General features: G+C 56.0%; 18 protein-coding genes. 6 read left to right on the forward strand and 12 right to left on the reverse strand.

Translation table 11 applies throughout. The features are described 5' to 3' along the window. The first annotated feature begins 47 nt into the window (after nucleotides 1-47). Nucleotides 48-494: a hypothetical protein gene (locus ACMGGM_RS00885; protein WP_063943068.1), complete on the forward strand. Its 447-nt coding sequence runs from the start codon at nucleotides 48-50 to the stop codon at nucleotides 492-494. Nucleotides 495-511: 17 nt separating this feature from the next. On the opposite strand, the gene ACMGGM_RS00890 is transcribed toward ACMGGM_RS00885, so the two are convergent. Continuing rightward, nucleotides 512-1,948 carry a PLP-dependent aminotransferase family protein gene (locus tag ACMGGM_RS00890; RefSeq protein ID WP_063943070.1) on the reverse strand — a complete coding sequence of 479 codons (1,437 nt, stop codon included), beginning with the start codon at nucleotides 1,946-1,948 and terminating at the stop codon, nucleotides 512-514. Nucleotides 1,949-2,043: 95 nt separating this feature from the next. Here ACMGGM_RS00890 and ACMGGM_RS00895 point away from each other — a divergent pair, with 95 nt between their 5' ends. After that, nucleotides 2,044-2,811 (forward strand): arylamine N-acetyltransferase family protein, encoded by a 768-nt coding sequence (locus ACMGGM_RS00895; RefSeq protein ID WP_063943072.1) that lies wholly within the window; start codon nucleotides 2,044-2,046, stop codon nucleotides 2,809-2,811. A 50-nt stretch (nucleotides 2,812-2,861) separates the two neighbouring features. Here the strand turns inward: ACMGGM_RS00895 and yajD are convergent, their stop codons facing one another. Together yajD and ACMGGM_RS00905 are read right to left on the reverse strand one after the other, a co-directional pair. After that, on the reverse strand, nucleotides 2,862-3,209 hold the full coding sequence (gene yajD / locus ACMGGM_RS00900; RefSeq protein ID WP_006808895.1) for an HNH nuclease YajD: 348 nt from the start codon (nucleotides 3,207-3,209) through the stop codon (nucleotides 2,862-2,864). Between the two features lie 77 nt (nucleotides 3,210-3,286). Beyond that, entirely contained in the window at nucleotides 3,287-4,180 is an 894-nt protein-coding gene (locus ACMGGM_RS00905) for a PhzF family phenazine biosynthesis protein (RefSeq protein ID WP_014883618.1), read from the reverse strand. Between the two features lie 195 nt (nucleotides 4,181-4,375). On the opposite strand from ACMGGM_RS00905, the gene ACMGGM_RS00910 reads away from it, so the two are divergent. Next, nucleotides 4,376-5,401 carry an LLM class flavin-dependent oxidoreductase gene (locus ACMGGM_RS00910; protein WP_014883619.1) on the forward strand — a complete coding sequence of 342 codons (1,026 nt, stop codon included), beginning with the start codon at nucleotides 4,376-4,378 and terminating at the stop codon, nucleotides 5,399-5,401. Between the two features lie 110 nt (nucleotides 5,402-5,511). On the opposite strand, the gene ACMGGM_RS00915 is transcribed toward ACMGGM_RS00910, so the two are convergent. Then, nucleotides 5,512-6,546: an AI-2E family transporter gene (locus tag ACMGGM_RS00915; RefSeq protein ID WP_063943074.1), complete on the reverse strand. Its 1,035-nt coding sequence runs from the start codon at nucleotides 6,544-6,546 to the stop codon at nucleotides 5,512-5,514. A 423-nt stretch (nucleotides 6,547-6,969) separates the two neighbouring features. Between ACMGGM_RS00915 and mdtJ the strand changes: the two genes are divergently transcribed. Further along, nucleotides 6,970-7,332: a multidrug/spermidine efflux SMR transporter subunit MdtJ gene (gene mdtJ, locus ACMGGM_RS00920; RefSeq protein WP_014883621.1), complete on the forward strand. Its 363-nt coding sequence runs from the start codon at nucleotides 6,970-6,972 to the stop codon at nucleotides 7,330-7,332. Continuing rightward, a complete protein-coding gene (gene mdtI, locus ACMGGM_RS00925; RefSeq protein ID WP_014883622.1) occupies nucleotides 7,319-7,648 on the forward strand; it encodes a multidrug/spermidine efflux SMR transporter subunit MdtI in 330 nt (109 codons plus the stop codon). The genes mdtJ and mdtI overlap by 14 nt, the downstream gene beginning before the upstream one ends. Before the next feature lie 38 nt (nucleotides 7,649-7,686). Here the strand turns inward: mdtI and ACMGGM_RS00930 are convergent, their stop codons facing one another. From ACMGGM_RS00930 to puuD, 8 genes are all read right to left on the reverse strand, one after another. Beyond that, a complete protein-coding gene (locus ACMGGM_RS00930) occupies nucleotides 7,687-8,508 on the reverse strand; it encodes a trypsin-like serine peptidase (RefSeq protein ID WP_014883623.1) in 822 nt (273 codons plus the stop codon). Nucleotides 8,509-8,785: 277 nt separating this feature from the next. After that, complete coding sequence (asr, locus tag ACMGGM_RS00935) at nucleotides 8,786-9,160, reverse strand: acid resistance repetitive basic protein Asr (RefSeq protein ID WP_014883624.1); 375 nt, start codon at nucleotides 9,158-9,160, stop codon at nucleotides 8,786-8,788. 148 nt (nucleotides 9,161-9,308) lie between these two features. Beyond that, nucleotides 9,309-10,796: a carboxypeptidase M32 gene (locus ACMGGM_RS00940; RefSeq protein WP_063943076.1), complete on the reverse strand. Its 1,488-nt coding sequence runs from the start codon at nucleotides 10,794-10,796 to the stop codon at nucleotides 9,309-9,311. Nucleotides 10,797-10,919: 123 nt separating this feature from the next. Continuing rightward, complete coding sequence (puuE, locus tag ACMGGM_RS00945; protein ID WP_063943078.1) at nucleotides 10,920-12,191, reverse strand: 4-aminobutyrate transaminase; 1,272 nt, start codon at nucleotides 12,189-12,191, stop codon at nucleotides 10,920-10,922. A gap of 25 nt (nucleotides 12,192-12,216) precedes the next feature. Continuing rightward, on the reverse strand, nucleotides 12,217-13,497 hold the full coding sequence (locus tag ACMGGM_RS00950) for an NAD(P)/FAD-dependent oxidoreductase (RefSeq protein WP_014883627.1): 1,281 nt from the start codon (nucleotides 13,495-13,497) through the stop codon (nucleotides 12,217-12,219). Then, nucleotides 13,494-14,987, reverse strand: coding sequence for an aldehyde dehydrogenase PuuC (puuC, locus tag ACMGGM_RS00955; RefSeq protein ID WP_047626306.1), 1,494 nt, complete (start codon nucleotides 14,985-14,987; stop codon nucleotides 13,494-13,496). Before puuC ends, ACMGGM_RS00950 begins: the two co-directional genes overlap by 4 nt. Nucleotides 14,988-15,142: 155 nt before the next feature. Continuing rightward, nucleotides 15,143-15,700 carry an HTH-type transcriptional regulator PuuR gene (puuR, locus tag ACMGGM_RS00960; protein WP_013096835.1) on the reverse strand — a complete coding sequence of 186 codons (558 nt, stop codon included), beginning with the start codon at nucleotides 15,698-15,700 and terminating at the stop codon, nucleotides 15,143-15,145. A 25-nt stretch (nucleotides 15,701-15,725) separates the two neighbouring features. Further along, on the reverse strand, nucleotides 15,726-16,478 hold the full coding sequence (gene puuD / locus ACMGGM_RS00965; RefSeq protein WP_197061808.1) for a gamma-glutamyl-gamma-aminobutyrate hydrolase: 753 nt from the start codon (nucleotides 16,476-16,478) through the stop codon (nucleotides 15,726-15,728). Between the two features lie 226 nt (nucleotides 16,479-16,704). Between puuD and ACMGGM_RS00970 the strand changes: the two genes are divergently transcribed. Continuing rightward, nucleotides 16,705-18,123, forward strand: coding sequence for a glutamine synthetase family protein (locus tag ACMGGM_RS00970; RefSeq protein ID WP_045282043.1), 1,419 nt, complete (start codon nucleotides 16,705-16,707; stop codon nucleotides 18,121-18,123). The last annotated feature ends 136 nt before the right edge of the window (nucleotides 18,124-18,259 follow it).

The following is an 18,259-nucleotide window of genomic DNA, read 5'->3' on the forward strand; positions in this document are numbered from 1 at the left end:
CGCGTTATACTCACGGCGTTAATAAGAATGTATGACGGGGCAGGGATATGTACGAGAGCCTAAAAATGATATCAGTCGCGCTGCCCCTCATTGCGCTTTTCATCCTGTTAAGATTTGTTGTCAGACGTATTCGCCAGGCAAAGCGCCTTATTTCAGATCATAACGGGATGAAAAAGATATCTGCTAACCCCTCAATTTTTGGCGGGAATGCAGGTAAAACATGGTTTTATGATGACCAGTTTTTATATGAAGTTAAAAACAACGCCACCCGTAAGATTGCGCTGGCTACTATCATTAAAATCGGGCCGGGGAATATCGAGATAAATAGCCGACGGGTCTGGATTGTTATTTACCGTGACGGTGCTAATGAAAAGCAGGTGCAGTTTTATAACAATCTCACCCTCTGGAATCATAACTTCACGGCTTTTCTGACCGCGATAAAAAGTGCCAATCCGGACGCTGTCGTTAAAGAGCGCGCAATCCTCAATTTGTGAAAAAGGACCGCAGACCGTCACGGCCGCGCATCCGCCAGTTCATAACACAGCGCCCCAATCCGCTCCACGGCATTCAGCAGGCGGGGCGTCGGTTCGTTTGCGCAGTTTAGCCGCAAAAAGTGAGACAGCTCTGCGGCAGGGGAAAACAGCGGGCCGGGGCTGACGCCAATACCCAGCGCCAGCGCGCGACGATGTACCTCCAGCGCGTTGACCTGCAAAGGAAGTTCTACCCACAGCAAGTAACCCGCGGCGGGCGCGTTAACACGCGTGCCGGGAGGAAAACTTGCCTCGACCCGCGCCACGACAGCGTCTATTCCCTCCGCAACGCGACGCTTGAGCCGCCGCAGATGGCGATCGTAATCGCCGCTCGCCAGGACTTCGCTGGTTGCGGCTTCCAGCAGCGGAGCGCCTGCCCAGTCTCCGGCCATGCGGGCCTGTAAAACCTGCGGAAAGTAGCGTCCGGCGGCAATCCAGCCGATTCGCCAGCCGGGCGCAAGCGTTTTAGACAGGGAGCTGCAATAAATGACATTTCCACTCTGGTCGAACGCTTTACAGGCTGGGGGACGTTGTCCCTCGCCGACAAGATCGCCGTAAACATCATCTTCAATGAGAGGAATATCTGCCGCGTCAAGCAGGGCAACGAGTTCCTGCTTACGCGTGACGGGCATACTGGCGCCCAAAGGGTTTTGCACCGTAGGGGAGGCCAGAACGGCGGCCGGGCGGTGGCACCGAATGGCGTTCGTCAGCGGTTCCAGCAGCAGGCCCTCAACAGGATCGGTGGGGATCGATAAGGCCTTCAGCCCCAAATCCTCCAGCAGCAGGAGCGTACCAAAGTAGGCTGGCTGCTCAATCGCCACCACATCACCGGGCTGGCACACGGCTCGTAGCGCAAGGCGCAACGCCTGCGTCGCACCTGCGGTGATAATAAGGTCATCCGCGCTGAAACGGGCTCCCCACTGTGCAGAACGCGCGGCAATCTTGCTTCGCAAATCACGCCTTCCCGGCGGCAGGCTATAGCTTTGACCGTGCGCGTCCAGACGTCGGCCCGCGGAGTGCAACGCCCGCTGTAGCGTCTCGCCCGGCAGCCAAGCAGGATCGGGCAGGGCTGCACCCAGAGGCACCAGACGGGCTTCTGAACTGCTGAACAGCGACCGGGCCATAGCCGACAGGGTGACGGGAACCGGGCCTGGCGGAGAACGAGAAGGCTCCACAGGCTGCGGAAGGCTTGTCTGGTGGATGTAATAACCTGAACGCGGACGTGCAACAATCAGCCCCTCGGCCTCAAGGCAGCGCAGCGCTTCCAGCGCCGTCGGAAGACTGACATGCTCGCGTTCGGCCAGTTTACGCGCGGAGATGATCTTGTCACCGGCTCGCAACGCGCCAGACGTAATTGTAAGACGCAGCATATCCGCAATACGGCGATAGTGAGGCGAGGACGGGGATGGGGCAGACATGGTATCTGTTCAGGCTAATTTTCGATAAAACTGACTATACAGCCAATAATGCACGCCATCTATAGTGTCCGACATGTTCAGGACAAGGAGGCATTATGCACAGCGATATTTTTGATATTTCCACGTATTTCAAACGCATAAACTACACCGGCCCCGCGGCTGCCGATACGGGTACCCTGCATGCGCTTATGCGTCATCAGCTTTTTGCAATCCCGTTTGAAAATCTGGATGTACAGGCGGGGAAAATTGTCTCGCTGGCACCTGACGATATTGCCGATAAGCTGTTAACACCGGGGCGAGGCGGCTACTGCTATGAGGTGAACGGGCTGTTTGCCATGGCGCTGGAGGCGTTAGGTATTCCTTACCGTTTTGTGGCGGCACGCCCGATGTTCTACCCCGTACGGCGGCCAAAAACCCATATGGCGTTAATTGCTGAGGTGGAGAGCCGACAGTGGCTTTGCGACCTCGGGTTTGGCAGCTATGGCATTCGTGCGCCAATGGCTCTGGACACGCTTGATGTTGATATCGCACAGGATTTTGACACGTTCCGGCTTAGCTGCAGCGCTGAGGGCGAATATCTGCTTCAGGCGAAGGTGGCGGGAGAATGGGCCAGTCAATACGGCTTTGATCTCACCCCACAGGAGTGGATTGATTTCGTTCCGGCCAACTACCTTAACTCCACGCACCCGGATGCCATTTTTGTGCAGAAGCGTGTGGTGGTGCAGCATCGACCGGAGGGACGCGAGATTTTACTGGGGGATATGCTGAAAACCATTACGGCGAAGGGCACTGAAACCCGGCAGTTGGCGGAGGACGACATCCCCCGTATTCTGAAAGAGCGTTTTGCGTTGATCGCGGCGTAAAGCAGAAGGGGGCCTGTGCCCCCTGAGCCTCCCGCACCGCGGTTGAAGCATTACTTCTTCTTGTTCATCATCGCTTTTAAATCGGCAAACGGGTTAAACGTGGCGACGCCCACGTCTTTTTGCGCGTCTTCCCCGGCGACCACGGTGGTGCCGTACTGATCCGCTTCGGTGTATTTCGAATGTTCGTGATCGTGGCAAAACAGGCACAACAGCTCCCAGTTACTGCCATCTTCCGGGTTGTTGGTATGGTCGTGATCGATATGGTGAACCGTCAGTTCGCGCAGATTGGAATAGACAAACTCGCGCGAGCAGCGTCCGCATACCCAGGGATAGATTTTTAACGCTTTTTCGCGATAGCCACTTTCAAGTCTCGCGTAGTTTTTGGGGATCAGAGCCATTGCTGGTTTTACCTGTGATAAAAATAGTGTGCCAATATATCCCATCAGGCACGGTAAATGTACAGGACCTTCCTCCGCTAGAGCGAGAATGTGCCTTCAAGCGTCATCACGCAATTTCCGCCAACGCGAACCACCGCCTCTCCCGACGAGGCATCGTATCCCGCGAACAGCACGCTTGCTCGTCCCATATCAACGCCCTGACTGACGTTAAGGTTAAGCGTCGTTTTATTGCGGTGCAACGCCAGCAACGCTGTCGCAGCGGCAGTCGCGCTGCCTGTGGCAGGATCTTCTGTCATGCGGGGAGTAAACATGCGGGCCTGCACATCATGAGGTTCATCAGCATTCGTATCCAGGGTGTAGGCATAGAGGGAAACGGCGCCATCCAGCGGTAAGGTCGCGCGAAAACCCTGTAAATTCGGCACGCATCGACGAAGCGCCTCACGAGAAGCCAGCTCGGCTATCAGAAAGGGCAGACCTACCGACGCGACCACAGGCCTATGTACCTCGGTACGGATATCTTCCGTGTTCAGGGATAAGCAGGCAGCCACGCTTTCCGGGCTGACTTCAGAGCGGCACGAGAGTGCCTCAGGCACCAGGAGTTCTGCGCCAGTGACCGTATCGTTGTCGCGCAACAGGCGAACGGGCACCACACCAGCTATTTCCTCGAAGTGTAGCGTATCAGGCAGGCGCTGATGATTCATCGCGGCGTAATGGGCAAGCACGTAAGCCGTTCCAACATTCGGGTGCCCGGCGAAGGGGATCTCGCGCGAGGGCGTAAAGATTCGCACGCGTGCTGTATGGGAAGGATTGTCTGGCGGCAAAACGAACGTGGTTTCGCTGTAGCCAAATTCAACGGCGACCTGCTGCATTTGTGCTTTGTTCATGCCTTGAGCATCGAGTACGACGGCAACAGGGTTACCCAGAAACGGAGTATCAGTAAAAACATCCGCAACAACATAGCGTCTTTTCATTTTCTGTCCGATGTAAAAGTCCTGATATAGAGATGTAACGTTAAATCAAACCGATAACCAGCCGTTTTTCACCCGACGGACCTGAAAAAAATTCAATCAATTTATTTGAATCATTCCGTTAAAGAAACGCCATTTATTCTCCACAGGTAATGCGTACAGTAGGGAGAACGCAACGCATTATCAGGACACAGAATTATGAAAAAGATCGGCTTTTTATCGTTTGGTCACTGGACGCCTTCTCCGCAGTCCGGCACGCGCTCGGCAGCAGACACCCTGCTGCAGTCCATCGACCTGGCCGTAGCAGCCGAAGAGCTGGGGGCGGACGGCGCCTATTTTCGCGTGCACCACTTTGCTCGTCAGCTGAGCTCTCCGTTCCCTCTGCTGGCCGCAATTGGGGCCAAAACGAAAACCATCGAGATCGGTACCGGCGTGATTGATATGCGCTATGAAAACCCGATGTACATGGCCGAGGATGCCGGTGCGGCGGATCTGATTTCCGGCGGTCGTTTGCAGCTTGGCATCAGCCGCGGCTCCCCGGAGCAGGTCATTGATGGCTGGCGTCATTTCGGCTATGTCCCGCAGGAAGGGGAAAACGAATCAGATATGGCACGCCGTCATACCGAGGTGCTGCTTGAGGTTCTGCGCGGCGAAGGATTTGCGAAGCCGAATCCACAGCCGATGTTTCCGAATCCACCGGGGCTGCTGCGACTGGAACCCTATTCCGAAGGGCTGCGCGAGCGTATCTGGTGGGGCGCCGGTTCGAATGCGACCGCAGTATGGGCCGCTAAGCTCGGCATGAATCTGCAAAGTTCTACGCTGAAAGACGATGAAACCGGTGAGCCGTTCCATATTCAGCAGGCAAAACAGATCCGCGCGTACCGCCAGGCGTGGAAAGAGGCAGGGCATACGCGTGAGCCGCGCGTGTCGGTGAGCCGCAGTATTTTTGCCCTGATGGACGACCGTGACCGGATGTACTTCGGTGCAAGCCGCAACGACAGCGATAGCGTGGGGTATCTTGACGAGAAAACGCGCGCGATCTTCGGACGCAGCTATGCCGCGGAGCCGGACAAGCTTATCGAACAGCTGAAAAAAGACGAGGCGATTGCTGAAGCGGATACGTTATTGTTGACCGTACCGAACCAGCTCGGTGTGGATTACAATGCGCATGTGATTGAGTCCATTCTCAAACATGTCGCACCGGCAATGGGCTGGCGCGAGTAGTCGACGCGCTGGGATAAGCCCCGTCGCCGCACGTGGCGTGAATCTTCATTTGTAACTATTCGGGCGCTTATCGCGAAGACAGGAGGATCTATACATTCCTCCTGTCAGCGCTATTTCTGGCTCATATCGCTCAGCAGCACGGCGATGCTTTGTCCGCCCTCGGTCTGTTCCAGACCAATCTTCACAATGATGGTCAGCGGGACGGAGAGCAGCATACCGACGGGACCGAGCAGCCAGCCCCAGAAAATCAAAGACAAAAAGACGACCAATGTGGATAGCCCCAGCCCGCGTCCCATCATCCGTGGCTCAAGAATATTGCCGAACAGCAGGTTAATGGCCAGATATCCGGCCAGCAGAACCAGCGCATCATACAGCCCGCTGAAAACCAGCACCTGAAGGATAGGGGGGATCGCTGCCAGCACGGAACCGATGTTGGGAATGTAGTTGAGCGCGAAGGCCAGTAATCCCCAGACGAACGCGAAGCGGACGTCCAGCGCCAGCAGCATCACCCAGACGACACCACCCGTAACCAGGCTAATGGCGGTTTTCAGCACCAGATAGCGTGAGACGCTGTCCAGCGCGCGTTGAATCGCCCCCATGCCCTCAACCGGACGGACCATTATCTGCTGCAGCTTTGCCGGCAGTTGAGGCACCTCCAGCAGCATAAACACCACCGTTAAAAACAGCAGAAAAATGGAGGTCATGGCATTCGAAAGCTGCGCCAGCAGGCTGGTGACGATCGTCATGGCCGCATTGGGGTCGATATATTTAAGGAGTTCCTCAACCGAGACTTCAATACCTGCGCGTTGCAGCCAGGGTTCAAGCTGCAGCAGCGGTATCGCCAGCGACGATCGGTACTTCGGTAACGTGCGCGCCAGTTCATTCAGCGAGGTGCCGAGATAGGCAACCAGTAATACCATGGCAACAATAATCACGCTGATGAGCAGGGTAATCGCCAGCACGCGCGGGATGCGTAGCCGCGTCATGCGCCATACCAGCGGGTTAAGGATCACCGCAATAAACAGCGCCAGAATAAAGGGCACGATGATGTCGGCTGCAAATCGCACGCCCGTCAGTATGATCACCAGCATGCCCAGCATGATGACAATTTTTAACCCGTTCAGGGTAATAATGGGTTTAGCCATGGTGACTCCGAAATACGCTTTTTATTTATAATAAAGGTGAAACGCGTTGCAATAAACTAACCAAAATCAAACGGTGTGGGTAAAGAATTGCAAAGACTTTGAGTAAAATCCTGGCTTATGGTACAAATTTAGCGTGTTTAACTACCGAGGACAATTTTCATCCGCAAAGACGAGAAGCAACAACGCGGATAATTGTAATTTTATGGACAATGTGTTCAGGACGTATTCTTCAAACAACACCGCTGTATTTTCCACCTCCTTCTGCCTGGTTGCTGGTGAGCAACACTGGCGCACCGCCCTATAGTTATCTCTTCTGCCTGAGCTGGCGCTACGCGCTTAGCTGTCTGATTTAATTTCATATTTTTTTTGGTTTGCCGCATGCGGCGGGCCACGATGGATTATATTCTCAAGCAGGAGAAAAACATGTTTTACTGGATTTTACTCGCTCTGGCTATTATCGCTGAGATTACCGGCACGCTGTCGATGAAGTGGGCGAGCGTCAGCGATGGCAATACCGGTTTTATTTTAATGTTGGTGATGATTTCACTTTCCTATATTTTCCTCTCATTTGCGGTGAAAAAAATTGCGCTGGGTGTGGCGTATGCGCTGTGGGAAGGGATCGGTATTTTATTGATTACACTCTTCAGCGTCCTGATATTTGACGAAACATTAACAACAATGAAAGTCGCCGGGTTAACGACGCTGGTCGCGGGTATTGTGCTGATTAAATCAGGTACCCGTAAACCGACCAAACAGCAGAAGGAGCAGAACCATGCAACAGTTTGAATGGGTTCATGCGGCCTGGCTGGGTTTCGCCATCGTGCTGGAAATTTTCGCCAACGTTCTGCTGAAATTCTCCGACGGTTTTCGTCGTAAAGTCTATGGCCTGATGTCGATAGCCGCGGTTCTGGGGGCGTTCAGCGCCCTGTCGCAGGCGGTCAAAGGTATCGATCTTTCGGTGGCCTATGCGCTGTGGGGCGGTTTTGGTATCGCCGCCACCCTTGCCGCCGGTTGGGTACTGTTCGGCCAGCGGTTAAATAACAAAGGCTGGATAGGACTGATATTGCTGCTGGCGGGTATGGTCATGATAAAACTCGCCTGATAACCCGTTACCCCTTTTTCTCCCGCAGCCGCGCTGGCTTACTCTTGAGCCAGCGCTTCCAGCTTATCGCGAAAACCGGTGACGGATAAGGCCCGGTTATCGGCTCGCCATCGGTCTTTCGCCGCCGGAGCGGAGCTTTGAACACCAATCAATTGCCAGCCGTTATCGGTTTTCAGCATCAAGGGCGAACCACTGTCACCCGGTAATGTATCGCACTGGTGCGACAGCACGCTGGTTTGTGCCCAGCCCGTTACAACACAGTCGGTATGGGTGTAAAGCGCATCCAGATGATCGACCGGGTAGCCTGACTGCGTGACCTTACGGTCGGCGGCTTTCAGCGCGGCGGTGAGCGCCGCTTTATCTCCGTCGAATAACGGCAGTGGCGTAATGCCTGAAGGCGGGTAGCGCAGAATGATCAGGCCAAAATCCCATGACGCTGCCGCGGGCGGCACTATCCAGCCATCACCATCCGGTTTCAGTCGTTTACCCAGAGAAGGATCAACCCGGCCTTCGATGCCATGGATTTCATAGCGCCAGACACCTTTTTGCGACACAAACCGTAAGGCTACCGCTTTGTCTGGCTTTCCGTTAGGGGGCGTCAACAGGCAGTGGCCTGCCGTCAGGGCTAATTGCGGGGTGATCAACGTCGCGGTGCACAGGTTGCCGCTGGCGGTTTCCAGTTGTCCAATAGCATCCCAGGGGGCCTGTGTTGGGTCGGTGACGCGAGTACGATCGTCATGACCGAAAAAAAGCGTCTTAAGCTCTTTCGCGCTAATGGCGTCATCGCCGCCATCATCCGCCTGTGAAAATCCAGAAAAAAGACCAAACGTTCCCAGCAACAACACAACAGATTTACGCATATCACACTCTGGTGGGGGTAATTATGATTATTAAAAGTGAACCCTATGAAAATACTATAGACGGGACAGCACGAAAGTGGGAGTAAAATCAGCGTGCTACAATCAGGAAAGATAAAAATGGCTTGCGATGAGCGCGCATAAAATAAGCAGGAACAGAATGAGCTCAAACCGATAGCGTCGCAGCATACGCCCTCCGGATAAAAAAACGGCGCAGAACCTTTTCCGGTTCAGCGCCGGTTTACCAACGTGCCCCGAAGGGCACGGTTAAGCTTGTACCTTACGCAGCTGGCTGAGCAGCTGGTTTAGCAGCTTCGTGTTTTACTGCTTTTTTGTGATGCTTTTTAGCGGCCTGGGCTTTCTGCTCTACAGCAGGTTTAGCGGCTTTTTTATGGTGCTTTTTAGCGGCCTGGGCTTTCTGCTCTACAGCAGGTTTAGCGGCTTTTTTGTGGTGCTTTTTAGCGGCCTGCGCTTTCTGCTCTGCAGCAGGTTTAGCGGCTTTGTGGTGTTTTTTATGATGTACAGTTTTTGCTGGCGCAGCAGTGGTCGTTGCAGTTGGCGCAGCGGCGGCTGGTGCAGCAGTGGTTTCAGCAGCAAACGCAGCAGAAGACAGACCCATAGCAGCGGCAACAACCAGAGCTAATACTTTTTTCATGTTCATACCCTCGAATTTGGTTTTTCATTTAACCCCACTGCGGGGCCGTTGAAATAACTATATCCCTGTAAATTCGAGGTTTCCGTGAGTGATTGGTATCGGCGTGTAACCATATGTACAACGCCGGGGGGCCTCCCCGGCGTTGTTATTACAAATAGCGCGAGGTGAGATGTTCGCGGAAGTAGCGGATATTCAGATCTTCGCCCGTCGCCTGGGTGATTAATTGCGACGTGCTGAAGCGGCTGCCGTGCTGCCAGATGTTCTGACGCAGCCACTCAAACAGCGCCGAAAAATCGCCCTCGGCGATAGAGGCCTGTAGCCCCGGCAGGGCGGTTTTTGCGGCATGGAACAACTGTGCAGCATACATAGCGCCCAGCGTGTATGACGGGAAATAACCAAACCCACCGTCGGTCCAGTGGATATCCTGCATACAGCCGTTGCGATAGTTGTCTTTGGTTGATAACCCGAGCCAGGCCTGCATTTTTTCATCCCACAGGGCGGGAATATCGTCCACCTCGATCTCGCCGTTAATCAGCGCACGCTCAATTTCATAGCGCAGCACCACGTGGGCCGGGTAGCTCACTTCGTCTGCATCAACGCGGATGTAACCTGGCTTAACGCGCTGGTTCCAGGCGATAAAGTTCTCTTCGCTGAAGGCGGCCTGGCTACCAAAGCGGGCGTGAACGGCAGGGAGCAGATGCTTCAGGAAAGCCTCGCTGCGTCCCAGCTGCATTTCAAAAAACAGGCTCTGAGATTCGTGGATGGCGGTTGAACGCGCCAGCGCCACGGGTTGTCCTGCCCAGGCTCGCGGCAGGTTTTGCTCGTAGCGCGCGTGTCCGGTTTCGTGGATCACGCCAAACAGCGCGCTGAGCAGCTCGTCCTCGTCATAGCGCGTGGTGATACGCACATCTTCCGGCACGCCGCCGCAGAACGGGTGGGCACTGACGTCCAGACGACCGCCATTAAAATCGAAGCCGAGCATCTTCATGGCTTCCAGTCCGAGTTCACGCTGGGTAGCCGTCGGGAAAGGGCCTTGTGGCGGGACGAACGACCGCTGAGCCTGTTTTTCCACCACGTTCGCCAGCAGGTCCGGCAGCCAGGTTTTCATATCACCAAACAGCACGTCCAGGCGCGCGCTGGTCATGTCCGGTTCGAAAATATCCAGCAGGGCATCGTACGGGGTACAGCCTTTGGCCTCGGCGCGAAGACGGGCTTCTTCACGGCTGAGTTTGACGACGTCTTTTAGATTGGCGGAAAAACCCTGCCAGTCGTTAGCGGGACGCTGAGTACGCCAGGCGTGCTCACACTTGCTGCCCGCCAGCGATTTGGCTTCAACCAGCGATTCCGGCAGCAGGGTCGCCTGCTGGTAGTGGCGCGTCATTTCACGCAGGTTAGCCTGTTCGACGTCATTCAGATCTTCCTCTGCCGCTGCGGTCAGCCATTCGCCCACTCTTTTATCGGTAAGGAGCTGGTGCTGCAGGACGCTCATTTCCGCCAGCGCTTCCCCGCGCGCGGCACTGCCGCCGGGCGGCATCATGGTAAACATGTCCCAGCTGGCGATGGAGGAGAGATGCGAGAAGCGGGAGAGGCGCTGGAAGGTTTTCACAAGTGACTGATAGGCGGATGGATTTTGCAATTCTTATTTCCTCTTGCCAGGGATGTGTTTCAGGGAGCATACAATGAAACAGGCCAAATTCCCCAACATTTCCTCCGTGGAAACCGTCTTCCGGAAGTCCGGGAGACGGTTCTCAGTGGGCACTTATGCCTTATCACGCATAACCTGTTGCAGGATCGCCAGCGCCTGGGTGAACTGGGCATCCGGAATGGTCAACGGATAAAGGAAGCGGATCACGTTTCCGTACTGGCCGCAGATCAGTAACAGCAGGCCCCGGGAAAGTGCCTTTTGCTGAATCGCCTGCGCGATGGCGGCCGACGGTTCACGGCTCTCGGGATCAAAAAACTCTGCCGCAATCATCGATCCTCTTCCTCTAATCGCCACGAGCGCAGGGAAGGTACCCTGAATCTCCTCCAGCGTGGCGCTCAGTCGATCGCCCAGGTGACAGGCGCGCGCGCACAGTGACTCGTTGTCGATAATATTCAGCACCGCGTGCGCGGCGGCCACCGCAAGCGGATTGCCTGCATAGGTTCCCCCGAGTCCACCGGGGGCTGGTGCATCCATGATCTCAGCGCGGCCCACCACGCCGGACAGCGGCATTCCGCCAGCCAGGCTTTTGGCCATCGTCATCAGGTCAGGCTTGTCAGCGTAGTGGTCCATGGCAAACAGCTTACCGGTACGGGCGAAACCGCTCTGCACTTCATCGGCAATCATCACGATCCCGTGCTCATCACAGATGCGGCGGATGACGGCCACCAGCTCTGGCGGCGCGACGTTGAATCCGCCTTCACCCTGAATGGGTTCAAAAATAATCGCCGCTACCTGTTTCGCCTCAATATCGGCTTTGAACAGGCGCTCTATCGCCGTGATGGCATCCTGCGTCGTGATGCCGTGCAGCTCGGAGGGATAGGGTACGTGATAAACCGACCCGGGGAAGGGGCCAAATCCCAGCTTATAAGGCGCGACCTTGCCGGTTAACGCCATGGTCATATAGGTTCGGCCGTGAAAGCCTCCCCCGAAGGCAATCACGCCAGGCCTGCCGGTGTGGGCCCGGGCGATTTTAATGGCATTTTCCACCGCTTCCGCGCCCGTCGTGAAGAACGCGGTTTTAGCCGGGCCCTGTACCGGGGCCAGCTCGTTAAGTTTTTCGGCCAGGGAAACGTAACTTTCATATGGCACAATCTGGTAGGCCGTGTGGGTGAACTGGTGCAGCTGTTTTTCCACGGCGGCCACCATTTCAGGATGACGATGGCCGGTATTCAGTACCGCGATCCCGGCGGCGAAATCAATATAGTCATTGCCTTCCACGTCGGTAAGCGTAGCATTCTCCGCCGTGCGGGCAAAGAAATTACACATTACGCCTACACCGCGCGGGGTGGCCGAAAGTCTGCGCTGATGAAATTCCTGGTTACTCATGTCAGATACCCTTTTGTCGAAATGATCAAACGCCAAGACGATCGCGCAGGCTGTAATACGCCGCGCCCATCGCCGTAAATGGAATCCGCAGGCTGCGACCGCCCGGGAAGGGGTAGTGCGGGAGGTTGGCAAACGCATCAAAGCGCTCTGCGTCACCGCGCAGCAGTTCCGAAATCAGCCGTCCGGCCAGGTGCGTGCAGGTCACGCCGTGGCCGCTGTAGCCCTGCATGTAGTAGATGTTTTTATCCAGACGACCAAACTGCGGCATGCGCGACAGGGTTAGCAGGAAGTTGCCCGTCCAGCGGTAGTCGATTTTGACCCCTGCCAGCTGAGGGAAGGTTTTCAACAGCTTTGGCATCACCAGACGCTCGACATCGTCCGGATCGCGCGCGCCATAGACTACGCCACCGCCGTACAGCAGGCGGTTGTCGGCGGTGAGACGGTAGTAGTCCAGCAGGTAGTTGCAATCTTCAACACAGTAGTTATTGGGGATCAGCGTGCGGACGACCTCTTCCGGCAGCGGGGCGGTGGTCACCACCTGGGTGCCGCAGGGCATGCTGCGTTTTGCCAGTTCTGGTTCGACCTTATCGCCCAGATAGGCATTTCCGGCGACGATCACATAGCGGGCCGTCACCTGACCATGCTGCGTGCTTACCACGGCCGGGCTGGTGTGCTGAATGGCGGTCACCGGGGATTGTTCATACACCCGCCCGCCGTTAAGGCGAATGGCGTCCGCTTCGCCGATCGCCAGGTTGAGCGGATGAATATGTCCCCCGCTGCGGTCCAGCAGCGCGCCGGTATAGCGTTCGCTGTCGACTTCCCGGCGGATCGCGCTGGCATCCAGCAACTCCAGCTGCGTGTTGCCGTAGCGTTCCCAGTTGGCTTTTTGCTCTTCCAGCGTCTCCAGCTGCTTATGGTTCAGGGCAACAAACAGCCCGCCGGGACGATAGTCGCATTGGATCTGATAGCGCTGAATACGCTCCCGGATGATTTCCCCGCCTTCAAACATCATGCTCCCGAGGACTTTGGCAGCATCGGGGCCATAGTTTTTCTCAATCACGTCGATATCGCGGCTGTAGGAGTTAACCAGCTGGCCGCCGTTGCGTCCGCTGGCACCGAAGCCGATGCGCGCCCCTTCAAGGAGCACCACGTCGTAGCCCATTTCAGCGAGATGCAGTGCGGAGGAGAGGCCGGTATAGCCGCCGCCTACCACGCACACGTCACAGCTGATTGATTCGCTAAGCGTCGGGAATGGTTCGTAAGCGTTCGCGCTGGCCGCATAATAGCTGGTGGTATGTTCGGTCATGATTGAGGCTCCAGGGCAATCCAGATGGTTTTCAGTTCGGTAAATTTTTCCAGCGCGTGCAGAGACTTATCGCGGCCGTTGCCGCTCTGCTTATAGCCACCAAACGGTACGGTCATATCCCCGTCGTTATAGTTATTGACGAAGACCGAGCCTGCTTTCAGGCGACGGCTCATGCGGTGCGCGCGGGAGAGGTCGCGTGTCCATACCGCCGCGCCAAGCCCATATTCACTGTCGTTGGCCAGCGTTAAGGCTTCCTCTTCGGTTTTAAAACGGGTGACGACCAGAACAGGCCCGAAAATCTCTTCCCGGCACAGCGGGGAGGTAGGGTCGATGTCGACAAAAATGGTTGGACCTACCGCAGAAGGCCAGGATTGTGCCCGCCCGTCCAGCAGCAGCGTACCTTTCCGGGCGCCCTCGCGAATAAACGTGTGAACGGTATCGGCGTGCGCGGCGTCGATGAGCATTCCCATCGTGCTGTCGGGATCGAGCGGATCGCCCGGCTGCCAGTGGCGGGCCTGCACTTTCAGCTTTGCCAGAAAGTCATCGGCGATGCTCTCCTCAAGCAGCAGGCGGGTCCCGGCGATACACACTTGCCCCTGGTTATAAAAAATCCCGGCGGCGGTCGCGCTCACGGCCTTGTCCAGGTCCGGACAGTCGGCAAAGACAATGTTGGCGCTCTTGCCGCCAGCCTCCAGCCAGACGCGCTTCATGTTGCTTTCGCCTGCGTCCTTCAACAGCTGCTTGCCGGTACGGGTAGAGCCGGTAAACGTCAGCACCTCAACGTCCGGATGCAGGGCCAGTGCCTGGCCCGCTTCGTGGCCGTAACCGCTTATCACATTCAGCACGCCGTCCGGCAGGCCCGCCTCTTTCGCCAGCCCGGCCAGCCGAAGGGCGGTGAGGGGCGATTTTTCGGACGGTTTCAATACCACGCTATTGCCCGCGATCAGCGCCGGGCCCAGCTTCCAGCAGGCCAGCAGCAGCGGGAAGTTCCATGGGACGATGGCGGCGACAACCCCGATCGGCTCGCGCACAATCATTGCCAGCTCGTCCGGCCCCGTAGGCGCCACTTCGCCGTAGACTTTATCCGCCGCTTCGGCGTACCAACGAATGGCGCGCGCCGCGCCGGGAATATCGTCGCGCAGGCTGTGGCGGATGGGTTTACCGGTGTCCAGGGTTTCCAGTAAGGCCAGCTCTTCGCCGTGGCGTTCCATCAAATCGGCGAACTTATTGAGAACGTATTTGCGCTGCGCCGGTGACGCCTGCGACCAGTCGCCACGGTCAAATACCTCACGCGCAGCCTGAACCGCGAGGTCTACGTCCGCCTGTTTGCCCCGGGCCACATTCGCCAGCGTCTGACGGGTAGCGGGGTTGACGGTTTCAAACGTGGCCTTATCGGCGGCGTCACAATAGGCACCGTTAATAAATAACCGGGTCTCAATGGCACTGTTTTTTGCTTTATCCTGCCAGTAAGTCAGGTGCTGAAAATGCATATTCACTCCTTTCTTTCGCAATCAGATAAATAAAGGCATGGCCGTTTCAGGCAATACGAAGCCGTGAGGCATCCCGGGGATTAACCCGTAAAATGCCGACATTGATCGTTTTTATTTGCCCCGGCGTAAGTCTTTACGCCGGGGCTGAGTGGTCATCAGAACGTGGTGGGGGTGTGGGCACTGATAATGCGGCAGATGCCTGCCGAGGTATTGCTGAAGCTGTGCGGTATGCCGGTATTAATGGCATAGCTTTGCCCCGCAACCAGGTGATAAGGCTGGCCATTAATGGTCAGCACAATTTCACCTTCCAGTATCGTACCGATCTCCTCACCCTGATGTTTGATCCTCTCTCCGGTCGTGGTTCCAGGCTGGTAAGTTTCAAAAATCATCGCCAGCGTACGGTTCGGATTTCCGTTGTGAACCAGCTTCATCGAAACCCCCTGACTGCCTATTTCGATAAGGTCTTCCTGATTAATAACCACCTGCGGTTCATCAGGTTTTTCCGGTTCCGAAAAGAATTCCGAGAGCGACAGCCCATAGACTTTCAGCAGCTTCTGAAGCGTACTGATGGCAGGACTGACTTTATCCTGCTCGATGGTGCTGATGGCACTGTGTGTTAACCCAGACAGTTCGGCGGCACGCCGCTGCGAGAGACCCAGTTGCTGGCGGATCTCAGACAGACGTTTCCCTGGCGCCAGTCCGTCATCGCTCATAGTTGCATTTCCTTTACGGTAGTGGTCAAAGTCGTTGCTTCTCGGCAATGTGGCTTTGACAGGCGGTGATAAAACCTTCAAACAACATACGTGACAGGGCGTACTCGCTGCTGTTCCATTCGGGGTGCCATTGCACGCCGAGGGCAAAAGGATGGTCATGCACGCTGACCGCTTCAACCAGCCCGTCCGTCGAGCGGGCCTCCACGCGAAGCCGTGATCCTAACGTTCGTGCACCTTGCCCGTGTAACGAGTTTACCCAAAATGTGTTACAGCCTGGTATTAATTGAGACAGCAGTCCTCCCTCCTGAACCTGAACTTCATGAGACGGGGCGTATTGTAGCTCAACCGGCAGTTCAGGATCTTCCCGGTGCTCAAGCAGGTCATTCTGCTCGAACAGGCGACGATACAGCGTCCCTCCCGTCGCAACAACCAGTTCCTGCAGCCCCCGGCAGATGGCGAAAATGGGGATGCGCCTTTCGAGCGCGGCGGCAATCAGCGCCATACTCAGAAGATCACGCCCGGGATCGGCGTCAGGCTCATCGCCGTTTTCACCATAAAGGTGCGGCTGCACGTTACTTGGGCTGCCCGGCAGGTAAATCCCGTCCAGGGTTGGCAGCAGAGTGGTAAGCAACTCTGGCTCTGCCAGCGCATGCGGTAAGGCAATGGGTAAGCCCCCCGCATTGATAATGGCATTCAGGTACTTTTCTTGCAGGGTCTGGGTCTCATGACCCTTAAGCCTGTTTCTGCACATCACCACGCCAATGACTGGCTTGTTCATTATATTTTCCATGATCGCCCTCACAAAGTGGACTAAATTTAGGCCAGTTTCACCTGTAAAACGGCCTTTTCGTTCAATATTTTCTCAATCTAGCAACGGGATCTGCCTTTTGCAAACTTAATTTAACATTTGACAAACAATTTATTTGCATACAGATTCGATAGGGTGGACATTATATTTGACAGTCCTGAGCAGCGAACGCAAATCCCAATAACGGTGGTAAATCATGGAAACCAATATCGTAGAAGTTGAGAACTTTGTTCACTACACGGATGAGAGGCGGGGCAGCGCCTTTACGCAGGAGGTGAAGCGCTATTTAGAACAGTATCCGAACACCCAGTTTATTGATGTCCTCCTGACCGATTTGAACGGCTGTTTTCGCGGTAAACGTATTCCGGTTGCCGGACTGAACAAACTCGAAAAAGGCTGCTATTTCCCGGCGTCGGTGTTCGCCATGGATATTCTGGGTAACGTGGTGGAAGAAGCGGGCCTGGGGCAGGAGCTCGGCGAGCCTGACTGTGTTTGTGTGCCGGTGCCGGGCACCCTGACACCGTCCGCGGCGGACCCGGAATACATTGGTCAGGTGCAGCTCACCATGGTCGATGAAGATGGCGCTCCCTTTGACGTTGAGCCGCGGAACGTACTCAACCGGCTCTGGCAGCAGTTGCGCCAGCGCGGTCTGTTCCCCGTGGTAGCGGTAGAGCTGGAGTTCTATTTACTTGATCGGAATCGCGATGCCGAGGGCTATCTGCAGCCACCCTGCGCGCCGGGCACCGACGTGCGTAACACGCAAAGCCAGGTCTACTCGGTTGATAATCTCAACCACTTTGCTGACGTGCTGAACGATATTGATGAGCTGGCGCAGCTGCAGTTGATCCCCGCCGATGGCGCAGTGGCTGAGGCCTCGCCGGGTCAGTTTGAAATTAATCTGCACCATACGGAAAACGTGCTGGATGCCTGTGATGATGCACTGGCGCTAAAACGTCTCGTCAGGCAGATGGCAGAAAAACATAAGATGCACGCCACGTTTATGGCGAAGCCGTATGAAGAGCATGCGGGCAGCGGGATGCATATCCACATCAGTATGCAAAACAACAGAGGCGAAAACGTGTTCGCGGACGCCAGCGGCGAGGATTCCGCGCTGCTGAAACGCGCGCTGGCCGGGATGATCGATCTGATGCCAGCGTCCATGGCGCTGCTGGCACCGAACGTCAACTCGTACCGCCGTTTCCAGCCGGGAATGTATGTGCCGACGCAGGCGTCATGGGGACACAACAACCGCACGGTAGCCCTGCGTATTCCCTGCGGCGATCGCCATAACCATCGAGTCGAATACCGGGTGGCAGGGGCAGACGCGAATCCGTATCTGGTGATGGCGGCGATTTTTGCCGGCATTCTGCACGGGCTGGATAACGATTTACCGCTGCAGGAAGAGGTTGAAGGCAATGGTCTGGAGCAGGACGGACTGCCGTTCCCGATTCGTCAGAGTGATGCGCTGTGGGAGTTTATGCAAAACGATCGCCTCCGCGAGCGGCTGGGCGAGCGTTTCTGCCACGTGTATCACGCCTGCAAAAATGATGAATTACTGCAGTTTGAACGCCTGATTACCGAAACAGAAATCGAGTGGATGCTGAAAAACGCCTGATAACGCGCCCCGGTAAGGGGCCGCTTTGTTTCATCTCATACGTATCACCATACGGCCTGCGCGGAGCCTGGCCGAACTGTTCGCTGGCACGCCAGCTATCTCCCGGGAGTCGCGTTATGGAGCGCAGGCGGCACAG

This window comes from Enterobacter sp. BNK-14, assembly GCF_047456095.1.
In the GTDB taxonomy this organism is placed as follows: Bacteria; Pseudomonadota; Gammaproteobacteria; order Enterobacterales; family Enterobacteriaceae; genus Enterobacter; species Enterobacter kobei.

What these genes read in the sequence shown, in the direction of transcription:
- ACMGGM_RS00885 (WP_063943068.1), top strand. Translation starts at nt 48, where the DNA reads ATGTACGAGAGCCTAAAAATGATATCAGTCGCGCTGCCCCTCATTGCG.
- ACMGGM_RS00890 (WP_063943070.1), bottom strand. Translation starts at nt 1,948, where the DNA reads ATGTCTGCCCCATCCCCGTCCTCGCCTCACTATCGCCGTATTGCGGAT.
- ACMGGM_RS00895 (WP_063943072.1), top strand. Translation starts at nt 2,044, where the DNA reads ATGCACAGCGATATTTTTGATATTTCCACGTATTTCAAACGCATAAAC.
- yajD (WP_006808895.1), bottom strand. Translation starts at nt 3,209, where the DNA reads ATGGCTCTGATCCCCAAAAACTACGCGAGACTTGAAAGTGGCTATCGC.
- ACMGGM_RS00905 (WP_014883618.1), bottom strand. Translation starts at nt 4,180, where the DNA reads ATGAAAAGACGCTATGTTGTTGCGGATGTTTTTACTGATACTCCGTTT.
- ACMGGM_RS00910 (WP_014883619.1), top strand. Translation starts at nt 4,376, where the DNA reads ATGAAAAAGATCGGCTTTTTATCGTTTGGTCACTGGACGCCTTCTCCG.
- ACMGGM_RS00915 (WP_063943074.1), bottom strand. Translation starts at nt 6,546, where the DNA reads ATGGCTAAACCCATTATTACCCTGAACGGGTTAAAAATTGTCATCATG.
- mdtJ (WP_014883621.1), top strand. Translation starts at nt 6,970, where the DNA reads ATGTTTTACTGGATTTTACTCGCTCTGGCTATTATCGCTGAGATTACC.
- mdtI (WP_014883622.1), top strand. Translation starts at nt 7,319, where the DNA reads ATGCAACAGTTTGAATGGGTTCATGCGGCCTGGCTGGGTTTCGCCATC.
- ACMGGM_RS00930 (WP_014883623.1), bottom strand. Translation starts at nt 8,508, where the DNA reads ATGCGTAAATCTGTTGTGTTGTTGCTGGGAACGTTTGGTCTTTTTTCT.
- asr (WP_014883624.1), bottom strand. Translation starts at nt 9,160, where the DNA reads ATGAAAAAAGTATTAGCTCTGGTTGTTGCCGCTGCTATGGGTCTGTCT.
- puuE (WP_063943078.1), bottom strand. Translation starts at nt 12,191, where the DNA reads ATGAGTAACCAGGAATTTCATCAGCGCAGACTTTCGGCCACCCCGCGC.
- ACMGGM_RS00950 (WP_014883627.1), bottom strand. Translation starts at nt 13,497, where the DNA reads ATGACCGAACATACCACCAGCTATTATGCGGCCAGCGCGAACGCTTAC.
- puuC (WP_047626306.1), bottom strand. Translation starts at nt 14,987, where the DNA reads ATGCATTTTCAGCACCTGACTTACTGGCAGGATAAAGCAAAAAACAGT.
- puuR (WP_013096835.1), bottom strand. Translation starts at nt 15,700, where the DNA reads ATGAGCGATGACGGACTGGCGCCAGGGAAACGTCTGTCTGAGATCCGC.
- puuD (WP_197061808.1), bottom strand. Translation starts at nt 16,478, where the DNA reads ATGAACAAGCCAGTCATTGGCGTGGTGATGTGCAGAAACAGGCTTAAG.
- ACMGGM_RS00970 (WP_045282043.1), top strand. Translation starts at nt 16,705, where the DNA reads ATGGAAACCAATATCGTAGAAGTTGAGAACTTTGTTCACTACACGGAT.